Annotated in this window: 14 protein-coding genes and 1 pseudogene; 10 read left to right on the forward strand and 5 right to left on the reverse strand. The window is 71.1% G+C overall.

Features of this window, described 5'->3' with window-relative positions; genetic code table 11:
* The 4 genes and pseudogenes from KUM32_RS12755 to KUM32_RS12770 all read left to right on the forward strand — a co-directional run.
* Positions 1-816, forward strand: a pseudogene (locus KUM32_RS12755) (ABC transporter ATP-binding protein); the annotation flags it as partial.
* A gap of 163 nt (positions 817-979) precedes the next feature.
* A complete protein-coding gene (gene whiH, locus KUM32_RS12760) occupies positions 980-1,867 on the forward strand; it encodes a sporulation transcriptional regulator WhiH (RefSeq protein ID WP_217141967.1) in 888 nt (295 codons plus the stop codon).
* A 461-nt stretch (positions 1,868-2,328) separates the two neighbouring features.
* A complete protein-coding gene (locus tag KUM32_RS12765; RefSeq protein ID WP_217141968.1) occupies positions 2,329-3,855 on the forward strand; it encodes an RNA polymerase sigma factor in 1,527 nt (508 codons plus the stop codon).
* Between the two features lie 134 nt (positions 3,856-3,989).
* Positions 3,990-4,865: a serine protease gene (locus KUM32_RS12770; protein ID WP_217141969.1), complete on the forward strand. Its 876-nt coding sequence runs from the start codon at positions 3,990-3,992 to the stop codon at positions 4,863-4,865.
* A gap of 101 nt (positions 4,866-4,966) precedes the next feature.
* On the opposite strand, the gene KUM32_RS12775 is transcribed toward KUM32_RS12770, so the two are convergent.
* On the reverse strand, positions 4,967-5,197 hold the full coding sequence (locus KUM32_RS12775; protein ID WP_007445070.1) for a hypothetical protein: 231 nt from the start codon (positions 5,195-5,197) through the stop codon (positions 4,967-4,969).
* 440 nt (positions 5,198-5,637) lie between these two features.
* Here KUM32_RS12775 and KUM32_RS12780 point away from each other — a divergent pair, with 440 nt between their 5' ends.
* From KUM32_RS12780 to KUM32_RS12790, 3 genes are all read left to right on the forward strand, one after another.
* The gene (locus KUM32_RS12780; protein WP_217141970.1) at positions 5,638-7,761 is read left to right on the forward strand and encodes a type IIA DNA topoisomerase subunit B; all 2,124 of its coding nucleotides are present in this window, start codon (positions 5,638-5,640) and stop codon (positions 7,759-7,761) included.
* Between the two features lie 279 nt (positions 7,762-8,040).
* Positions 8,041-8,604 (forward strand): DUF485 domain-containing protein, encoded by a 564-nt coding sequence (locus tag KUM32_RS12785; protein ID WP_217141971.1) that lies wholly within the window; start codon positions 8,041-8,043, stop codon positions 8,602-8,604.
* Positions 8,601-10,193: a cation acetate symporter gene (locus KUM32_RS12790; protein ID WP_217141972.1), complete on the forward strand. Its 1,593-nt coding sequence runs from the start codon at positions 8,601-8,603 to the stop codon at positions 10,191-10,193. Before KUM32_RS12785 ends, KUM32_RS12790 begins: the two co-directional genes overlap by 4 nt.
* 30 nt (positions 10,194-10,223) lie before the next feature.
* Here KUM32_RS12790 and KUM32_RS12795 read toward each other — a convergent pair whose 3' ends face one another.
* The 3 genes from KUM32_RS12795 to KUM32_RS12805 form a co-directional block, all read right to left on the reverse strand.
* A complete protein-coding gene (locus tag KUM32_RS12795) occupies positions 10,224-10,904 on the reverse strand; it encodes a response regulator (RefSeq protein ID WP_217141973.1) in 681 nt (226 codons plus the stop codon).
* A complete protein-coding gene (locus KUM32_RS12800; RefSeq protein WP_217141974.1) occupies positions 10,901-12,571 on the reverse strand; it encodes a sensor histidine kinase in 1,671 nt (556 codons plus the stop codon). Before KUM32_RS12800 ends, KUM32_RS12795 begins: the two co-directional genes overlap by 4 nt.
* 111 nt (positions 12,572-12,682) lie before the next feature.
* A complete protein-coding gene (locus KUM32_RS12805) occupies positions 12,683-13,627 on the reverse strand; it encodes a sucrase ferredoxin (protein ID WP_217141975.1) in 945 nt (314 codons plus the stop codon).
* Between the two features lie 280 nt (positions 13,628-13,907).
* On the opposite strand from KUM32_RS12805, the gene KUM32_RS12810 reads away from it, so the two are divergent.
* Positions 13,908-15,065, forward strand: a complete 1,158-nt coding sequence (locus KUM32_RS12810) for a GTP-binding protein (RefSeq protein WP_217141976.1) — start codon at positions 13,908-13,910, stop codon at positions 15,063-15,065.
* Here KUM32_RS12810 and KUM32_RS12815 read toward each other — a convergent pair.
* Positions 15,062-17,518: a DNA topoisomerase (ATP-hydrolyzing) subunit A gene (locus KUM32_RS12815; protein ID WP_217141977.1), complete on the reverse strand. Its 2,457-nt coding sequence runs from the start codon at positions 17,516-17,518 to the stop codon at positions 15,062-15,064. The two genes, KUM32_RS12810 and KUM32_RS12815, sit on opposite strands and share 4 nt — an antisense overlap.
* 291 nt (positions 17,519-17,809) lie before the next feature.
* Between KUM32_RS12815 and KUM32_RS12820 the strand changes: the two genes are divergently transcribed.
* Positions 17,810-19,207 (forward strand): pitrilysin family protein, encoded by a 1,398-nt coding sequence (locus KUM32_RS12820; protein WP_217141978.1) that lies wholly within the window; start codon positions 17,810-17,812, stop codon positions 19,205-19,207.
* Complete coding sequence (locus KUM32_RS12825; protein ID WP_217141979.1) at positions 19,204-20,592, forward strand: pitrilysin family protein; 1,389 nt, start codon at positions 19,204-19,206, stop codon at positions 20,590-20,592. Before KUM32_RS12820 ends, KUM32_RS12825 begins: the two co-directional genes overlap by 4 nt.
* Positions 20,593-20,740: the final 148 nt, after the last annotated feature.

A 20,740-nucleotide genomic window follows, 5' to 3' on the forward strand; every position in this document is an offset into this window, starting at 1 on the left:
CGCGACACGCACTCCCCGCTGCCGCCCCCCATCTCCGTCCGCTCCGCCCCCAGCCCCCTGCGCCCCCTCCGCTACGAACTCCGTCGTGCGACCGGCGTCAGCGCCGGGTTCGTCACCGGGGCCGTGGTGCTCGTCGTGTCCGCGGTCACCGCACTGGTCCTGGCCCGCGTCGGGCACACCCCGCAGCCGCGTCTGCTCGCCGCCTGGCCGCGGGAGCTGCCGCTGCCCCCTGCGGCGCTCGGCGCGGGGCTGCTCGGTGCGCTCGCCTTCGGCGACGAGTTCCGCCACCCCGCCCTGGCGGCGGACCGCGGCACCGTGCCCCGGCGTATGGGGCTGCTGACCGCCAAACTCCTGGTCTCCGCGGCCGGCGCGCTGGTGCTGGCCACCCTGACGGTGGGCTGCGACGCCGAAGTGCTCCATCTCTTCTACGGACGGGAACTCGTGCGAGTGCCCGCCGACTGGCCCGTACTGGGTGCCGGTTGGCTCGGACTCGTCATCGGCTGCGCGTGGTCCGGTGTGCTCGCCGCGGGCGTCTTCCGGTCCACCTCGGCCGGGCTCGCCGCGGTGGTCGCTGTTCCCGTCCTGGTCGTACCGCTCGTACAGGAGGTCTGGGAGGGACCGTCCGTGCGGACCGCCGCCGGCCTCCCGATGCGGGTGCGTGAGGTTCTCCTGACGCAGTGGCCCTTCGGCGGGGAACGGTATGTGGCCGAAGTGCTGCGCGTGGTCGTCCAACCCGTGGGCAGCGCACTGACGTTGTCGCTCACCACCCTGCTCTGCGCCTATCTGCTCATGACCGTGCGCAGCAGGGCCCGGTGAGGGGCCGTCCGCACCCTTCGGGTACGACCCTGCGCGCAACTCCCCGGAGAAAGCACATTTCTTTCCGATAAGGCGTCAATTGCGACGGGGTGAGCGATCACCCTTTCGTGTGCTTTTCACCAAAGCCCTCAAGGGAGTTGAGGGCGACGCCGACAAAGGATGCGTGACTACCCTTGCGCACTCCATGATGACCGCCGCCCGCTCCGCCGACTCCGGCCTCGCGAACCCGGGCGAACTCGACCGCTACCCCTACGCCGAGACGCCCGCCGTCGACCGCGTGGGGGCGCCCGCATGGGAGGGGACGGAGCCCGAGCTGGGCCGCGTGGGCCGGCGCAGCGCGGGCAGCCGTGGCCGTGGACTGCATGGGCAACTCGTTCAGCAGCTGGGTCAGATGATCGTCTCCGGTGATCTCGGCGCCGACCGCCCGCTGGTGCCCGAGGAGATCGGCCAGCGTTTCGAGGTGTCCCGTACCGTTGTCCGTGAGTCCCTGCGCGTGCTGGAGGCCAAGGGCCTGGTCAGTGCCCGTCCGAACGTCGGCACGCGCGTGCGCCCCGTCAGCGACTGGAACCTCCTCGACCCGGACATCATCGAATGGCGTGCCTTCGGGCCGCAGCGCGACGACCAGCGCCGGGAGCTCAGCGAGCTGCGCTGGACGATCGAACCGCTCGCCGCGCGCCTCGCCGCCGGGCACGGGCGCGAGGACGTCCAGCAGCGTCTGTCCGACATGGTCGGGATCATGGGGCACGCCATGGGGCAGGGCGACGCGCTCACCTTCTCGCGCGCCGACGCCGAGTTCCACTCGCTGCTGATCCAGATCGCGGGCAATCGCATGCTGGATCACCTGTCCGGGATCGTGTCCGCCGCCCTCCACGTCTCCGGTGGCCCGGTCACGGGCTGTGACCGGCCGAACGACGTCTCCCTGGCCCAGCACGGCAGGATCGTCGACGCCCTCGCCGCGGGGGACGGCGCGGCGGCCGAGGCGGCCATGCGCCAGCTTCTGACCGTCCACCCCGAGGTGGAGCGGGTGGTGCCCGCACCGCGCGATCACTGACTACGTTCCGCCGGACCGGCGCGGGCCGGCCGCTCCAGATCCCTCCTATGGACGTGGCCGACCGGGACGCCGACGCCGCGGACCCCGCGGAATCCTCGGTGATTCCGCGGGGTCCGACGGTGTGAGTCCGATGGTGTGATGAGAGGCCTGAGCCTCCGCGCGTGACCGGGAGCCCTCGGCAGGACCGGCTCGTACCCGCTGGTGACCGCTTTCATCCTCGTATGACCGAATTTAATAGCTTACGGGGTGTGACTCGGGCCACGCGGATTGGGCGTAACGCTCGCGGGAACAACGCGATGACCTAAGAGGTGACAGCCGCGGAGGGAATACGGACGCCGTTCATGGCGCTGTGCTTCTCCTCGGCCCCGCCCGCGCCGTCGGCCCACTCCCAAGCCGGCGGTCGGCTCCTGTCCGCCCGGACGGGGCCGGAAGCCGTTTTCCAACGTTCCGAGAGGTTGTTCGTGTCGGCCAGCACATCCCGTACGCTCCCGCCGGAGATCGCCGAGTCCGTCTCTGTCATGGCGCTCATTGAGCGGGGAAAGGCTGAGGGGCAGATCGCCGGCGATGACGTGCGTCGGGCCTTCGAAGCTGACCAGATTCCGGCCACTCAGTGGAAGAACGTACTGCGCAGCCTCAATCAGATCCTCGAGGAAGAGGGTGTGACGCTGATGGTCAGTGCCGCAGAGCCCAAGCGCACCCGAAAGAGCGTCGCAGCGAAGAGTCCCGCCAAGCGCACCGCCACGAAGACGGTCGCGGCGAAGACGGTGACCAGCAGGAAGGCCGCCGCGCCCGCCACCACGGCGGCGTCCGCCACCGACCCCGCCGTCGAGGAGGAGTCCGCCGCCAAGAAGGCGGTGGCCAAGAAGACGACCGCCAAGAAGGCGGCGGTGAAGAAGACGACCGCCAAGAAGACGGCGGCCAAGAAGACGACCGCCAAGAAGGACGACGGCGAGCTCCTCGAGGACGAGGTGATCGAGGAGCCGAAGGCGGAGGAGCCCGAGGGCACCGAGAACGCGGGCTTCGTGCTGTCCGACGAGGACGAGGACGACGCTCCGGCCCAGCAGGTCGCCGCGGCCGGCGCCACCGCCGACCCGGTCAAGGACTACCTCAAGCAGATCGGCAAGGTCCCCCTCCTCAACGCCGAGCAGGAGGTCGAACTCGCCAAGCGCATCGAGGCGGGCCTCTTCGCCGAGGACAAGCTGGCGAACTCCGACAAGCTCGCCCCCAAGCTCAAGCGTGAGCTGGAGATCATCGCCGAGGACGGTCGCCGCGCCAAGAACCACCTCCTGGAGGCCAACCTCCGTCTGGTGGTCTCCCTGGCCAAGCGCTACACCGGCCGCGGCATGCTCTTCCTGGACCTGATCCAGGAGGGCAACCTCGGTCTGATCCGCGCGGTGGAGAAGTTCGACTACACCAAGGGCTACAAGTTCTCCACGTACGCCACCTGGTGGATCCGGCAGGCGATCACCCGCGCGATGGCCGACCAGGCCCGCACCATCCGTATCCCGGTGCACATGGTCGAGGTCATCAACAAGCTCGCGCGCGTACAGCGCCAGATGCTCCAGGACCTGGGCCGCGAGCCCACCCCGGAGGAACTGGCCAAGGAACTCGACATGACCCCGGAGAAGGTCATCGAGGTCCAGAAGTACGGTCGCGAGCCCATCTCGCTGCACACCCCGCTGGGCGAGGACGGCGACAGCGAGTTCGGTGACCTCATCGAGGACTCCGAGGCCGTCGTACCGGCCGACGCGGTGAGCTTCACGCTCCTCCAGGAGCAGCTGCACTCCGTCCTGGACACCCTGTCCGAGCGTGAGGCCGGCGTCGTCTCCATGCGGTTCGGTCTCACCGACGGTCAGCCGAAGACCCTCGACGAGATCGGCAAGGTGTACGGCGTCACGCGGGAGCGCATCCGCCAGATCGAGTCGAAGACCATGTCGAAGCTGCGCCACCCGTCGCGCTCGCAGGTGCTGCGCGACTACCTCGACTAGGCCGCACCCGAACGACGGCGAGGGCCCGGTTCCCCCAGGTGGGGACCGGGCCCTCGTGCTGACCAGCGGGTGCGCGGTGCTGCGGACTGAATCACTCTGGGTGTCCCAAGACCACCTCGAAGTGAGGAGCCTGCATGCGTGGCCTTGTTGCCCGGGCACTGGCCCGGCCGCTGGTCCTGGCGGCCGCGGCCTCCGCGATACCCCTGGCGTCCGCCGCTCCCGCAGCCGCCGACAGCATCGTCGTCGGAGGCTTCCCGGTCGACGTGTCCGACAGCCCGTGGACCGTCGCCCTGTCCAGCCGTGACCGCTTCGGAGGTACGCGGGCGGGGCAGTTCTGCGGGGGAGTGGCCGTCGGCCGGACCACCGTGCTCACGGCGGCCCACTGCCTGGGCGAGGAGGTTCTCGGATCGCCGCCCGAGCAGGTGCGCGACCTGAAGGTCATCGCGGATCGCACGGATCTGCTCTCGGACCAGGGGCGTGAGATCCCCGTGCGTGACGTCTGGGTGAACCCGGCGCACGACGACGTCACCAATGCCGGAGACTTCGCGGTGCTCACCCTGTCAGAAGCCCTTCCCGTCGACTCGCTCATAGGGATGGCGGCGGCCGGCGACCCCGCGTACGGGCCCCAGACGGAAGCGCTCGTGTACGGATGGGGGGACGCCTCGGGAGCCGGGGACTACGCGAACGGCCTGCGGGCGGCTCGCGTGCGGGTACTTCCCGACGCGGACTGTGAACGGGCGTACCCGGGAAGTGAGGACGGCCGGTACGTCGCCGACACCATGCTGTGCGCCGGTGAGCAGGCCGGTGGCCGCGATGCCTGCCAGGGAGACAGCGGCGGGCCGCTGGTCGCCAAGGGGAGGCTCATCGGCCTCGTGTCCTGGGGGAGTGGCTGCGGGCGCCCGGGCAGCCCCGGGGTGTACACGCGCGTCTCCGCCGTTCTTCGGACGCTCGGCTGGGACACGGCTGGGACACTGCCGCAGGGCGGCGCGAGGGAGTCTGACGGCCGCTGAGGGCCTGGTGGGCACGAGCACGGGCGGCCACCTCCGGTCAGTGGAGGCGGCCGCCCGTTCATCGGCCTGTGCCGTGCTCGCTCGTCGTCGGGCGCGTAGTGTCAGCGCTCTTCCTCGGCGGAAGAGGCCGGAACGGCCGTCAGCCGCTCCGTCTCGTCCTGTATCTCAGCGGCGATCTTCTTGAGTTCCGGCTCGAACTTGCGACCATGGTGGGCGCAGAAGAGCAGTTCTCCGCCGCTCAGCAGGACGACGCGCAGGTATGCCTGGGCGCCGCAGCGGTCGCAGCGATCAGCGGCCGTCAGCGGGCTTGCGGAAGTCAGAACAGTAGTCACGTCGCCTCTTCTCTAGCTCGACGAGCTGTCGTACCAGGGTCAACATCCAACCAGCCCCAAAACGTTCCCGCTCGTGGCTTTTCCTCGAAAAAAACTTCCGAGGGGCCGGCTGTTGCCGGTTGGCGGCGAATGTGCCGTATTGCGTGTCTGTGTGTCGTACGGGTTCGCGCAGTCGGTCAGTGTCGGTCCCGCCGGCTGGGTTGCCGGTTTGTTCATGAGGACGTGCCCGGAGCCTAAATGGTTCATGCCTCGAAGGGAACGTGATGTGTACTTCACCCCATCGAGGGATCGAACAAGCATGCGACGCTGGTCTAGGGTGAGTCTTCCGCGAGGGTGGCGTTACAACGGCTCTACCAGGCCTCGGTACTCTCTGACCGGTGAACCGAGCCGCGCCCTTACCCAGCGGGGCCCCATCTGAAATTCAGCGAGGAGCGAACCGCGTGACCGCCGAGACATCCGTGCCGTCCACTGCGCTGCTGGCAGGAGCAGACCGGGACGGATCCAACTACACCGCGCGGCACCTGCTCGTCCTCGAAGGGCTCGAGGCCGTACGCAAGCGTCCGGGCATGTACATCGGATCGACCGACAGCCGTGGCCTGATGCACTGCCTCTGGGAGATCATCGACAACTCCGTCGACGAGGCCCTCGGAGGTTACTGCGACCACATCGAGGTGATCCTCCACGACGACGCCTCGGTGGAGGTGCGGGACAACGGCCGCGGCATCCCGGTCGACATCGAGCCCAAGACCGGCCTGTCCGGCGTCGAGGTCGTCATGACCAAGCTGCACGCCGGCGGAAAGTTCGGAGGCGGATCGTACGCCGCCTCCGGCGGTCTGCACGGCGTCGGTGCCTCCGTGGTGAACGCCCTGTCCGCCCGGCTGGACATCGAGGTGGACCGCGGCGGGCAGACCCATGCCATCAGCTTCCGGCGCGGTGTGCCGGGCGCGTTCGCGGGGCAGGGGCCGGCGGCCGGGTTCGAGGCCAGGAGCGGACTGCGCAAGGCCAAGAAGATCCCCAAGACCCGCAGCGGCACGCGCGTGCGGTACTGGGCGGACCGCCAGATCTTCCTCAAGGACGCCAAGCTCTCCCTGGAGACGCTGCACCAGCGGGCCCGCCAGACCGCCTTCCTGGTGCCCGGGCTGACGATCGTCGTCCGCGACGAGTTCGGTCTCGGTGACGGCGGCAGCAAGGGCGAGGAGTCCTTCCGCTTCGACGGCGGCATCAGTGAGTTCTGCGAGTTCCTGGCCAGTGACAGGCCCGTCTGTGACGTCCTCCGCTTCAGTGGACAGGGCAGCTTCAAGGAGACGGTGCCGGTCCTGGACGAGCATGGCCAGATGACGCCCACCGAGGTCACCCGCGAGCTCGGTGTCGACGTCGCGATGCGCTGGGGCACCGGTTACGACACCACCGTCAAGTCGTTCGTCAACATCATCGCCACGCCCAAGGGCGGCACCCACGTCGCCGGCTTCGAGCAGGCGGTCGCGAAGACGATGAACGAGGTGCTGCGCGCCAAGAAGCTGCTGCGCGTCGCCGAGGACGACATCGTCAAGGACGACGCTCTCGAGGGCCTCACCGCGGTCGTGACCGTCCGTCTCGCCGAGCCGCAGTTCGAGGGCCAGACCAAGGAGGTCCTCGGCACCTCGGCGGCCCGCCGCATCGTGAACAACGTGATCTCCAAGGAACTCAAGGCGTTCCTGACCTCCACCAAGCGTGACGCCGCCCAGCAGGCCCGGGTGGTCATGGAGAAGGCCGTCGCCGCGGCGCGCACCCGTATCGCCGCCCGCCAGCACAAGGACGCCCAGCGCCGCAAGACGGCCCTGGAGTCCTCCTCGCTGCCCGCGAAGCTCGCCGACTGCCGCAGCGACGACGTCGAGCGCAGCGAGCTGTTCATCGTCGAGGGCGACTCCGCGCTGGGCACGGCGAAGCTCGCCCGGAACTCCGAGTTCCAGGCGCTGCTGCCGATCCGCGGCAAGATCCTCAACGTCCAGAAGTCGTCCGTGACGGACATGCTGAAGAACGCCGAGTGCGGCGCGATCATCCAGGTCATAGGAGCCGGGTCCGGCCGCACCTTCGACATCGACGCGGCCCGCTACGGCAAGATCATCATGATGACCGACGCCGATGTGGACGGCTCCCACATCCGTACGCTCCTCCTGACCCTGTTCCACCGCTACATGCGGCCCATGGTGGAAGCGGGCCGGGTCTTCGCCGCGGTGCCGCCGCTGCACCGCATCGAGCTCGTTCAGCCGAAGAAGGGCCAGGACAAGTACGTCTACACGTACTCGGACCGCGAGCTGCGCGACAAGCTCATGGAGTACCAGAGCAAGGGCATCCGGTACAAGGACTCCATCCAGCGGTACAAGGGCCTGGGCGAGATGGACGCCGACCAGCTGGCCGAGACGACCATGGACCCGCGGCGCCGTACCCTGCGCCGGATCAACCTCACCGATCTGGACTCCGCCGAGCAGGTCTTCGACCTGCTGATGGGCAACGACGTCGCTCCTCGCAAGGAGTTCATCTCCAGCTCGGCGGCGACGCTGGACCGGTCGCGCATCGACGCGTAGCCGTTGATCCGGCCCGGGGTTCGGCCCCGGGCCGGGCCGGGGCGTCGGCCCGCGGGGAAGGTGCGGCTCCGGTCCCGGGAGCACCCCTCCACGCTTCGCCGTTTGTTCGCCGAGACGGGGCTCAGAGTCCTGTTCAGGCTGTGTCCTGCGTGTACAGGGAGCTGGGTCCTACGCGTACAGGAAGGGACGTGTGCGGCCCCGGTGGGTGAAGTCACCTGATGGGGTGAAGTGCGCGGGAAAGAAGAGTCAGGGATCTTCCCGTTCTGTCCATCCTTGGGCATGCAGTCAAGCAACGACCGCCCGCACGGCGCCGGGGATGGTCCGGAAAGCGCGGTCGACCACCGCGACGGCCCGGCCCCGGCCGCCGCCGGGGCGCCCCGGACCCCGTCGTACGCCGACCCCTGGTACGCCCCTCCCGCCACCGGCCGGGGCGGGCCGGCCGGTGCGGGTGCCCCCGAGGCCGCGCGGTCGTCGATGCGCCCGGACCCGGCGGGGCAGCTTCCCCGGGCCGCGGCCGACGTGTACCTGGAGGTCCAGCGCAGCGCGGCCTTCCGGGAGGTCCGCAGCCGGTACCGGAGGTTCGTGGTGCCCGCGGTGGCCGCCTTCTTCGGGTGGTACGTCGCCTACGTGGTGACCGCCACGACGGCGCCCGCGCTGATGGCCCGGCCGGTGGCCGGCGCGGTGAACGTGGCGATGCTCGCCGGACTCGGGCAGTTCGCCACCACCTTCCTGCTCACCTGGGCGTACGCCCGGCACGCTCGACTGCGCAGGGACCGGACCGCGCTCGAACTGCGCTGGAACACCCAGGAACTGACGCGCGGAGCACGGGGCGGTACGTCGTGACGGACGATCACCAGTCGCTCGCGCTGCTGCTGTTCAGCACGTTCGTCGCCGCCACGCTGGCGATCACGACGTGGGTGGGCCGCAACCGGCACGGTTCGCCGGAGGAGTTCTACGCGGGCGGCCGTCTCTTCTCTCCCATGGAGAATGGTTTCGCCATCGCGGGTGACTACCTTTCGGCCGCCTCCTTCCTCGGCATCTCCGGGCTCATCGCGCTCTACGGCTACGACGGCATGCTGTACTCGGTGGGCTTTCTGGTGGCCTGGCTCGTGGTGCTGTTCCTCGTCGCCGAACTGGTGCGCAACTGCGGCAGGTTCACCCTCGCCGACGTCGTCGCGGCGCGGATGCGGGAACGGCCCGTGCGGATCGCCGCGGGAACCTCCTCGGTCACCGTGTCGGTCCTGTACCTGGTGGCGCAGATGGTGGGCGCGGGCAGCCTGGTCGCGCTGCTGCTCGGGGGCACGACCGAGGCGGCGCGGACCTGGACCGTCATCGGCGTCGGCGCGCTCATGGTGATCTACGTGTCGCTGGGCGGGATGCGGGCCACCACCTGGATCCAGATCGTGAAGGCGGTGCTGCTGCTCGGCGGCACCGTGGCACTGACCGCGCTCGTCCTGTTCCGCTTCCACGGCGACATCGACCGGCTGCTGCGCACCGCGGCCGAGCGCAGCGGGCACGGCGACGCGTTCCTGGTGCCCGGGCTGGCGTACGGCGGGGACTGGACCTCCCGCTTCGACTTCATCAGCCTGGGACTCGCCCTGGTGCTGGGCACGGCCGGGCTGCCGCACATCCTGTCGCGTTTCTACACCGTGCCCACCGCCCGGGCGGCACGGCGATCGGCCGTCTGGGCGATCGGCCTCATCGGCGGGTTCTACCTGATGACGATCGTGCTCGGTTTCGGTGCCGCCGCCCTGGTCGGGCCGGACGCCGTGCGGGAGTCGAACGCCGCCGGGAACACGGCGGTGCCGCTGCTGGCCCTGGACCTGGGGGGTGGCGCGGACTCCACGGGAGGAACCGTTCTGTTCGCGGTCGTGGCGGCCGTCGCCTTCGCCACCATCCTCGCGGTGGTCGCCGGGATCACCCTGGCCTCCTCGGCATCCGTGGCCCACGACCTGTACGCGTCCCTGCGGCGCCGCGGCGCCCCGCCGCGCAGCGAGGTCGCCGTGGCGCGTACCGCCGCCGTCGGTATCGGCGCGATCGCGATCGGTCTCGGCCTGCTCGCCCGCGACCTCAACGTCGCGTTCCTGGTGGGCCTCGCCTTCGCCGTCGCGGCGTCCGCCAACCTCCCGGTGCTGCTCTACTCGCTGTTCTGGCGCGGTTTCACCACACGCGGCGCCGTGTGGGCCGTGTACGGCGGTCTGGTCCCGGCGGTGGTGCTCGTACTGCTGTCCCCGGTGGTGTCGGGCAGCCCGCGGTCGCTGTTCCCGGGCGTCGACTTCCAGTACTTCCCGCTGCAGAACCCCGGCCTCGTCTCGATCCCGCTGGGCTTCCTCGCGGGCTGGCTCGGCACGGTCACCTCGCGGGAGGTGCCCGACGAGGCCAGGCACGCCGAGACACAGGTGCGGTCGCTGACCGGGGCGGGGGCCGTGTAGGGGGAGGTGGCGCTGTGGGACCTGCTCCTCTCAGGGGCGGGTCGCCCACTCGTAGCGGTGCTCGGGACGGCCCGCTTCACCGTACTTGAGGGTCAGTCTGGCCCGTCCCGTGCGCTCCAGGAGCTTCAGGTAGCGCTGCGCGGTCTGGCGGCTCACTCCCGTCCGCTCCGCGATCTCCTGCGCGGAGAGGGGGCCGTCCGCCTTCAGCAGGCACTGGCGCACGAGCTCGGCGGTGGTGGGGGAGTGCCCCTTGGGCAGGCCCGGCTCCGACGGCGCCGACAGGGCACCGAAGATACGGTCGACCTCGGCCTGCTCAGCCTCACCACCGCCGTCCAGCGTACGGCGCAGCTCCGCGTACGCCTCCAGCTTGGCGCGCAGCCCCGCGAAGGCGAACGGCTTGACCAGGTACTGCAGAGCGCCCTGCCGCATCGCCGCCTGGACGGTCGACACGTCCCGAGCGGCCGTCACCATGATCACGTCGGTCTGGTGGCCGCGTCGCCGCATCTCCTGGACGACCTCCAGACCGGTCCGGTCGGGCAGGTAGTGGTCCAGCAGGATCAGATCCAGGCGGGGCAGCGTCTCCACGCTGCGCAGCGCCTCCAGCGCGCTGTGCGCCTCACCGGCGACGTGGAAGCCCGGCACCTTCTCGACGTAGACGGCGTTGACCCGCGCGACCCGCGTGTCGTCGTCCACCACCAGGACCTCGATCATCGGGACTCCTCCTCGGCAGCGGGGTTCACGGGGACGGTGAGGGCGGGTTCCGCGTCCGGCTCGGCCAGCGCCTCGGGCAGGACGACGACGAACTCCGCACCCCCGCCGTGCGCCTCCCCGACGGTGGCGCTGCCCCCCTGGCGCTCGGCCAGCCGGCGCACCAGGGACAGCCCGATGCCGCGCTGGCGGTGTGCCGGCGGCTTCTTGGTCGACCACCCCGCCGTGAACACCAGCTCGCGGTGTTCAGGAGCGATCCCGGGCCCCGTGTCGCGCACCCTGAGGGTCGTGGCGCGTCCGTGCGCCCGCAGTTCGACCTCCACGCGCGCGTGCGCCGCCCCCGCGACGGCGTCGAGCGCGTTGTCGACCAGGTTGCCGACGATCGTGACGAGCCCCCTGGGATCCACCAGACGGTCCGGCAGCCACGTCCGCTCCGACACCCACAGGGTGACCCCGCGTTCCGCCGCGACGGTCGCCTTGCCGACCAGCAGGGCGGCGAGGAGGGGGTCCTGGATCCTCTCGGTGATCTGCTCCGCGGTCGCCCGGTGCTCGCCGACCACCTCGCCGACGAACTCCACGGCGTCGTCGTACATCTCCAGTTCGAGCAGCCCCAGCAGGGTGTGCATGCGGTTGGCGTGCTCGTGGTCCTGCGCGCGCAGCGCGTCGATCAGGCCGCGCGTGGAGTCCAGCTCCCGGCCGAGCTGCTCGAGCTCGGTGCGGTCGCGCAGGGTGGCGACGGCGCCGCCGTCGTCGGTCGGCATCCGGTTGGCGACCAGCACCCGCTGGCCGCGCACGGTCAGCAGGTCGGTACCGGTCACCCGGCCGGCCAGGACGTCGGCCGTGCGCCCCGCGCCGAGCGCCTCGTCGGGGGTGCGGCCGACGGCCTCGGCGCCGATGCCCAGCAGGCGCTGCGCCTCGTCGTTGAGCAGGCGGACCCGGCCGCCGCGGTCCAGGGCGACGACGCCCTCCCGGATGCCGTGCAGCATGGCCTCCCGCTCCGCGAGCAGACCCGCGATGTCCGAGAAGGCCAGGTCACGGGTCTGCCGCTGCACCCGGCGCGAGATCAGCCAGGCGGCCAGCGCGCCCACGGCCAGGGCGCCACCGGCGTACGCGAACAGGCCGGGGATGGCGTGGATCAGCCGGGCCCGGACGCTGTCGTAGGCGATGCCGACCGAGACCGCCCCGACGATGTCGCCGTCGCCGTCGCGCAGCGGCACCTTGCCGCGCGCGGAGCGGCCCAGGGTGCCGTCGTCGATCTCCATGACCTCACGGCCGGACAGGGCCTGCCCGGGGTCGGTGGAGACGACGTCACCGATCCGCTCCGGGTCGGTGTGCGACCAGCGCACGCCGAGCCGGTCCATCACGACGACGTACTCGGCCTTCGTGGCCTTCCGGACCCGCTCCGCCGCCCGCTGCACCGGGCCGTCCGGTGTCGGCCGGGTGCTCCGCAGGTCCCGCACGACCTGCGGCTGCTGGGCGGTGGTCTGCGCGATGGCGAGCGCCCGGCGCATCGCCTGGTCGTCCAGCTGGTCACCGAGCGGAGCCAGGAACAGCCCGGTCGCGAGCACCGCGACTCCCGCGGCGATCGCCAGCTGCATCAGCAGCACCTGCGAGAACACCCGCCGCGGCAGGCCGAGGCGCCGGCGGCGTACGGAGGGAGTGGAGCTCATACCCATGACGGTACGTGGGAGCGGGCGGCAGGCCGTAGCGGGGTGTGGCGCGGATCTCCCGGTCGCGCCCGTGGACGGAGACGGGCCGGACGCCGCCCGCCCGGCGGGAGGTCAGCCGGCGAGCGCCGCCGCCATCGACAGCTCGCGCACCGCCGTCACCTCCATCCGCGCGGGTGAGCCCAGCACCGACGCCCCGCAGCTCTCCGGGCGGGGTGGCGCCGAAGCGCCCTGGGCGACGGTGACCCGCCAGTGCCGGCCGTCCACATGGGCCACGGTCACCTCCCAGTGCGGTGCGGCACCGTCCGTCCGCACGACGCTCAGCGCCTGGGCCGCCTGCTCGCCCGCGACCGAGCGCACGGCCAGCTCGGCCGCCTGCCCCGGGCGCGTCCACGCGGAGTTCCCGCGGCAGCCCTCGACGACGATCCGCCCGTCCCGCGCACCGTGCAGGATCTCCTCGACGGCGTGGGCCCCGACCCGGCCGTACGCGTACCCGTGGGGGAGCACGAGCACGGTCGGCGAGAAGCGGTGACCACCCAGATGGGTGACTTCCCAGACGCCGTCGGCGCCGGACGCGGCGAGCTCGGCCGCCAGCGGCCGGCCGAGGAGCGCGCAGCAGCGGTCGCGCTTGCCGTTGGTGCAGACGAGAGCGAGCGGATCACCCAGGTGGGGACCGCCTTCGAGCACCGCGTCGAACCTCCGGTGATCGCCCCTGCCGAGCGCGGCGAAATCGAGGTCGAGCAGTCGACGCGGGTCCGTGAGCGTGGCGCTGCGCAGCCACACCGTCCCCGGCACGGTGTGCGCGGCGTACACCCGGCGCTCGGCGGGGGCACCGCGGTCCGCGTGGCGCCCGGGACGGCGGATCAGCGCGATGCGTACGCCCGTCCCCTTCACCGCCGCCTCCAGGGCGCGTCCCAGTGCGGGCTCCAGGTGGCTCGAGGTGAGCGCCTTGGCGCCCCACGGGCCCGGCTGTTCGAGCAGCAACCAGGTCCTCGCGACGGGTGCGGTGCCCGAGACGGGCTCGTCGAGGTCCTGGGAGACGGTTGAGCACGTACTCACAGAGGTGAGCCTAACCTGACTTGCGTCGTGACGACTTCCAGCCGCGCCTGGACGCTGCTCCGGTAGGGGCAGGGGCGGCCTCGTACCGGGGTGGAGCCCGGTGGGCGAGAGGCCTGTGCCGTTCGGGGGCCGGGCCCGGTCGCTCGGCGGAGCGGCGAACAGGTGCCGACCGTCGACCGCTCGGGCGCCGCGGCGGCTCGTATTCTGAGCAGGCAATTCCGTAGGTGGGCGTACGCCGTCTCACGGACCGGCGTACACGTGGTGAGAGAGAGGCCGCACGGTGGGGCACCGCCCGACTCCGCAGCAGATCCCGGTTGTCGTACTCGCCGGATTCCTCGGCTCCGGAAAGACCACACTCCTCAACCACCTCCTGCACCGCAGCGGAGGCAGCCGGATCGGTGCCATCGTCAACGACTTCGGCTCGATCGAGATCGACGCGATGGCCGTCGCCGGCGCCCTCGGCGACTCCACCGTCTCGCTGGGCAACGGGTGCCTGTGCTGTGCCGTCGACGCCGGTGAACTCGACGGCTACCTGGAGCGGCTCGCCCGGCCCGATGCCGGTATCGACGTCATCGTCATCGAGGCCAGCGGTCTCGCCGAACCGCAGGAACTCGTGCGCATGCTCCTGGCCAGCGAGCAGCCGGAGGTCGTCTACGGCGGGCTCGTCGAGGTCGTCGACGCCGCCGAGTTCGACGACACGCGTGCGAAGCACCCCGAGATCGACCGGCATCTGGCGCTGGCCGACCTGGTCGTGGTCAACAAGACCGACCGGGCCCCGGACGCCGAGCGGGTGCTCGCCCTCGTCCGCTCGCTCAGCGACCGCGCCGCCGTCGTGCCCGCGACCTACGGCCGCATCGACCCCGAGTTCCTCTACGACTGCCGGCCGAGCGAGGAGCGCGTGGGGCAGCTGTCCTTCGACGACCTGCACGATCACTCCGCGCACGGTGCGTACGCCGAGCACCTGCACGCCGCCTACGACACCCTGTCGTTCGTCTCCGACGTCCCCCTCGACCCGCGCCGGCTCATGCGGTTCCTCGACAGCCGGCCGGAGGGCCTGTACCGGATCAAGGGGTACGTCGACTTCGGTCCGAACGACACGCGGAACCGGTACGCCGTCCACGCGGTCGGACGCTTCCTGCGCTTCTACCCGGAGGCCTGGACGCCCGACGAAGCGCGCCGCACCCAGCTGGTGCTCATCGGCTCGGGCATCGACGCGCCGGCCCTCGGCAAGGAGCTCGACGCGTGCCGCAGTGACGCCCCGCACGCCGACGAGCACGGCATGTGGGGCGTCCTGCGCTACGTACCGGACCCGGACGACGAGGACCGGGACGGCGATGACGCGGACGGCGACGATCCGGACGCCGACGATCCGGACGACGAGGACCCGGACGACGAGGACCCGGACGAGCCGGACCCCGTGGAACGTACGGGCCCTTAAGCCGGGCCGGCCACCACCGACACCGTCTTCGGCAGCGACACGCCCGAGCCGTCGCGGCGCGGGTCGATGTCCGGGAGCTGCGCCGGGGTGCCGTTCTTCTGCGCGGCCAGCGCCGGGGTGGCGCCCGCCCAGGCGAAGGCCAGGCAGTCCTCCCCCTTGAGGAACCGCTGGCAGCGCACACCACCCGTGGCGCGGCCCTTGCGCGGGTACTGGTCGAACGGCGTGAGCTTGGCCGTGGTCTGCACGGAGTCGTCCAGCGTGCCGCGCGAACCGGCGACCGTGAGGACCACCGCTTCCGCGGCCGGGTCCACCGCCGTGAAGGAGATGACCTTCGCGCCGTCGGCGAGCTTGATGCCCGCCACACCACCCGCCGGCCGGCCCTGCGGGCGGACCTGCGAGGCCTGGTAGCGCAGCAACTGCGCGTCGTCCGTGATGAAGACCAGGTCCTCCTCGCCGGTACGCAGCTCGGCCCCGCCGACGATCCGGTCGCCCTCCTTGAGCGTGATGACCTCCAGCTCGTCCTTGTTGGACGGGTAGTCGGGCACCACGCGCTTGACGACGCCCTGTTCCGTACCGAGCGCCAGGCCGGGCGAGGACTCGTCCAGCGTGGTCAGGCAGATCACCGACTCGTCGTCCTCGAGGGACACGAACTCCGCCAGCGGCGCGCCCCCCGAGAGGTTGGGCGTCGGCATGGACTCCGGGAGCTGGGGCAGGTCCACGACGTTCACCCGCAGCAGACGCCCGGCGGACGTCACCACGCCCACCTCGCCCCGCGCCGTGGCCGGCACCGCCGAGACGATCAGGTCGTGCTTGACGCGCTTGGCGCCGGCCTCCGGGGCGAAGGGCTCGTCGTTCGCGGTACGGGCCAGGAGACCCGTGGAGGACAGCAGCACCCGACACGGGTCGTCGGCCACCTGGAGCGGCACGGCGGCCACCGGGGCGCCGGACGACTCCAGCAGCACCGTACGCCGGTCGGTGCCGAACTTCTTCGACACCGCGGCCAGTTCGGCGGAGACCAGCTTGCGCAGCTCCGCGTCGGAGTCCAGGATCCGGGTCAGCTCCTCGATCTCCGTGTTGAGCCGGTCCTTCTCCGCCTCCAGCTCGACGCGGTCGTACTTGGTGAGCCGGCGCAGCGGCGTGTCCAGGATGTACTGCGTCTGGACGTCGCTCAGCGAGAAGCGTTCCATCAGGCGCTGCTTGGCCTGCGCGGAGTTCTCGCTGGAGCGGATGAGGCGGATGACCTCGTCGATGTCGATCAGCGCGGTGAGCAGGCCCTCGACCAGGTGCAGACGGTCGCGGCGCTTGGTCCGGCGGTACTCGCTGCGGCGCCGCACGACGTCGAAGCGGTGGTCGAGGTAGACCTCCAGCAGCTCCTTGAGGCCCAGGGTGAGGGGCTGGCCGTCGACCAGGGCGACGTTGTTGATGCCGAAGGACTCCTCCATCGGCGTCAGCTTGTAGAGCTGCTCCAGGACCGCCTCCGGCACGAAGCCGTTCTTGATCTCGATGACCAGGCGCAGTCCGTGCTCGCGGTCGGTGAGGTCCTTGACGTCGGCGATGCCCTGGAGCTTCTTCGAGCCGACCAGGTCCTTGATCTTGGCGATCACCTTCTCCGGGCCGACCGCGAAGGGCAGCTCGGTGACGACGAGGCCCTTGCGGCGGGCGGTCACCGTCTCCACGGACACCGTCGCGCGGATCTTGAAGGTGCCGCGGCCCGTCTCGTACGCGTCCCGGATGCCGGGGAGGCCGACGATCCGGCCGCCGGTGGGCAGGTCGGGACCCGGCACGTGCTTCATCAGGGCTTCGAGGTCGGCGTTCGGGTACCGGATCAGGTGCCGGGCGGCCGCGATCACCTCGCGCAGGTTGTGCGGCGGCATGTTCGTGGCCATGCCGACCGCGATGCCCGAGGCTCCGTTGACCAGCAGGTTCGGGAAGGCGGCGGGCAGGGCCACCGGCTCCTGCTCCTGGCCGTCGTAGTTGGGGCCGAAGTCGACGGTGTCCTCGTCGATCGACTCCGTCATCAGGCTGGTGGCCTCGGCCATCCGGCACTCGGTGTACCGCATGGCGGCCGGCGGGTCGTCGTTGCCCAGCGAGCCGAAGTTGCCGTGGCCGTCGACGAGGGGCACGCGCATCGAGAACGACTGGGCCATGCGCACCAGGGCGTCGTAGATCGACGCGTCGCCGTGCGGGTGGAGCTTGCCCATCACCTCGCCGACGACGCGCGCGCACTTGACGTAGCCACGCTCGGGGCGCAGGCCCATCTCGTTCATCTGGTAGACGATGCGGCGGTGCACCGGCTTGAGTCCGTCGCGGGCGTCCGGCAGGGCGCGGGAGTAGATGACCGAGTACGCGTACTCGAGGAAGGAGCCCTGCATCTCGTCGACGACGTCGATGTCGAGGATCTTCTCCTCGTACGAGTCGTCGGGCGGCGGGGTCTTCGTACTACGGCGGGCCATCGCTGCCGGCTCCTTGCTGAAGCGTGAACGGTGATCTGACGCGGTCCATTGTGGACCGCGGCACTGACAGCGACCGACCAGGACCCGTCACGGGCTGCCCGGCCGCCCGGGGCTGCCCGCAGCGTACGCCCTCGTGTCCGGCGGCTCGCCAACCCCATTCTCGCTCTCGGCGTACGAGACCCGGGAACTCCACCGACGCCCCGCACGCTTGCATACAGTGGCAGGATCGGTGGGAATTCCGCAGTTCCGCCCAATGATTCCACTCAGTTTTCCGCGATCGAAGGGACGTACATGCCCATGGGTCACACGGCCACAGCCCAGGCAGGCTCCGGCGGCCTGACAGCGACCGAGCACCGCCTGGCCAACGGCCTGCGCGTGGTGCTCTCCGAGGACCACCTGACCCCGGTCGCGGCGGTGTGCCTCTGGTACGACGTCGGCTCCCGCCACGAAGTCAAGGGGCGTACCGGCCTGGCTCACCTCTTCGAGCACCTGATGTTCCAGGGCTCCGCCCAGGTCAAGGGCAACGGCCACTTCGAACTGGTGCAGGGCGCGGGCGGCTCGCTCAACGGCACCACCAGCTTCGAGCGCACCAACTACTTCGAGACCATGCCCGCCCACCAGCTGGAGCTCGCCCTCTGGCTGGAGGCCGACCGCATGGGCTCCCTGCTGGCCGCCCTGGACGACGAGTCGATGGAGAACCAGCGGGACGTCGTCAAGAACGAACGCCGCCAGCGCTACGACAACGTGCCCTACGGCACGGCCTTCGAGAAGCTGACCGCGCTCGCCTACCCGGAGGGCCACCCCTACCACCACACGCCGATCGGCTCGATGGCCGACCTGGACGCGGCGACGCTGGAGGACGCGCGCGCGTTCTTCCGCACGTACTACGCGCCGAACAACGCCGTGCTGTCGGTCGTCGGCGACATCGACCCGGAGCAGACGCTCGCCTGGATCGAGAAGTACTTCGGCTCCATCGCCTCGCACGACGGCAAGCCCGCCCCCCGGGACGGCTCGCTGCCCGACGTCATGGGTGAGCAGCTGCGCGAGATCGTCGAGGAGGAGGTCCCGGCCCGCGCGCTGATGGCGGCCTACCGGCTGCCGGAGGACGGCACGCGCGCGTGCGACGCGGCGGACCTGGCGCTCACCGTCCTGGGCGGCGGCGAGTCGTCCCGCCTGTACAACCGGCTGGTGCGGCGCGACCGCACGGCCGTCGCCGCAGGGTTCGGCCTGCTGCGCCTGGCCGGGGCGCCCTCCCTGGGCTGGCTGGACGTGAAGACGTCCGGTGACGTCGAGGTGCCCGTCATCGAGGCCGCCATCGACGAGGAGCTCGCCCGGTTCGCCGAGGAGGGACCCACGGCCGAGGAGATGGAGCGGGCCCAGGCCCAGCTGGAGCGCGAGTGGCTCGACCGCCTCGGCACGGTCGCGGGCCGCGCCGACGAACTGTGCCGGTACGCCGTCCTGTTCGGCGACCCGCAGCTCGCCCTGACCGCCGTGCAGCGGGTGCTCGAGGTGACCGCGGAGGAGGTCCAGGAGATCGCCAAGGCCCGCCTGCGGCCCGACAACCGCGCGGTGCTCGTCTACGAGCCCACCGCCCCCGCCGACGAGACCACCGACGAGACCACCGTCACCGTCTCCGTGACCGACGCCGACTCCGACGCCACCGACGAGAACGAGGAGGCGGCCAAGTGACCGAGCTCGCCACCATGGAATTCCACCCGCGGCCGCAGGCCGGTGAGCCCAAGCCGTGGGCCTTCCCGACCCCCGAGCGCGGCAGCCTCGGCAACGGCCTCACCGTGCTGCGCTGCCACCGCCCCGGTCAGCAGGTCGTCGCCGTCGAGGTGCTCCTCGACGCACCCCTGGACGCCGAGCCGGCCGGTCTCGACGGCGTCGCCACGATCATGGCGCGCGCCTTCTCCGAGGGCACCGACAAGCACTCCGCGGAGGAGTTCGCCGCCGAGCTGGAGCGCTGCGGCGCCACCCTCGACGCGCACGCCGACCACCCCGGCGTCCGACTGAGCCTGGAGGTGCCGGCCTCACGTCTCGCCAAGGCGCTCGGCCTCCTCGCCGACGCCCTGAGGGCGCCCGCGTTCGCGGACAGCGAAGTGGAACGGCTGGTCCGCAATCGCCTCGACGAGATCCCGCACGAGCTGGCCAACCCCTCCCGCCGCGCGGCCAAGGAACTCTCCAAGGAACTGTTCCCGGCCGAGGCACGCATGTCGCGCCCGCGTCAGGGCACCGAGGAGACGGTCGCGCGCATCGACTCGGGGGCCGTGCGCGCCTTCTACGAGAAGCACATCCGCCCCGCCACGGCCACCGCCGTGGTGGTCGGCGACCTCACCGGCGTCGACCTCGACGCGCTGCTCGGCGACACGCTGGGCGCGTGGACCGGTTCCACCGCCGAGCCGCGCCCCGTGCCCCGGGTGACCGCCGACGACACCGGCCGGGTCGTCATCGTGGACCGCCCCGGAGCGGTCCAGACGCAGTTGCTGATCGGCCGCACCGGCGCCGACCGGCACGATCGCGTGTGGCCCGCGCAGGTGCTCGGCACCTACTGCCTGGGCGGCACCCTCACCTCCCGCCTGGACCGCGTCCTGCGTGAGGAGAAGGGATACACCTACGGCGTACGGGCGTTCGGCCAGGTCCTGCGGTCCGCCCCCGACGGCACGGGCGCCGCCATGCTCGCCATCAGCGGCTCCGTCGACACCCCCAACACCGGCCCCGCCCTGCAGGACCTGTGGACCGTGCTGCGCACGCTCGCCGAGGGCGGGCTCACCGACGCCGAGCGCGACGTCGCGGTGCAGAACCTCGTCGGTGTGGCGCCGCTGAAGTACGAGACCGCGGCGGCCGTGGCGAGCACGCTGGCCGACCAGGTCGAGCAGCACCTGCCCGACGACTACCAGGCCACGCTCTACCGTCAACTCGCCGAGACCGGCACGGTGGAGGCCACGGCGGCGGTGGTGAACGCCTTCCCGGTGGACCGGCTGGTGACGGTCCTCGTCGGTGACGCGGCGCAGATCAAGGAGCCGGTCGAGGCCCTCGGCATCGGCGAAGTCACCGTGGTGGCCGCCGAGTAGGGCGGACGGGTGAAGGGGCCCTGGTGACGGATGTGTCACCAGGGCTGCCTTTTGTCCGAATTGAGAGAGAGGCTGCCCGTCTGCCCTGTGGCATGCGCTACAAAAAGCCGGTTGCGTTTGAGGATTGAAGGCAGCCGCGTCTAGCGTC

The sequence above is a fragment of the Streptomyces sp. AC627_RSS907 genome (genome assembly GCF_019049165.1).

Bases quoted from the DNA above. Each gene is read 5' to 3' on its own strand.
- KUM32_RS12770 (WP_217141969.1), top strand. From the start codon at position 3,990: ATGCGTGGCCTTGTTGCCCGGGCACTGGCCCGGCCGCTGGTCCTGGCG.
- KUM32_RS12785 (WP_217141971.1), top strand. From the start codon at position 8,041: ATGCAGTCAAGCAACGACCGCCCGCACGGCGCCGGGGATGGTCCGGAA.
- KUM32_RS12795 (WP_217141973.1), bottom strand. From the start codon at position 10,904: ATGATCGAGGTCCTGGTGGTGGACGACGACACGCGGGTCGCGCGGGTC.
- KUM32_RS12800 (WP_217141974.1), bottom strand. From the start codon at position 12,571: ATGAGCTCCACTCCCTCCGTACGCCGCCGGCGCCTCGGCCTGCCGCGG.
- KUM32_RS12815 (WP_217141977.1), bottom strand. From the start codon at position 17,518: ATGGCCCGCCGTAGTACGAAGACCCCGCCGCCCGACGACTCGTACGAG.
- KUM32_RS12820 (WP_217141978.1), top strand. From the start codon at position 17,810: ATGCCCATGGGTCACACGGCCACAGCCCAGGCAGGCTCCGGCGGCCTG.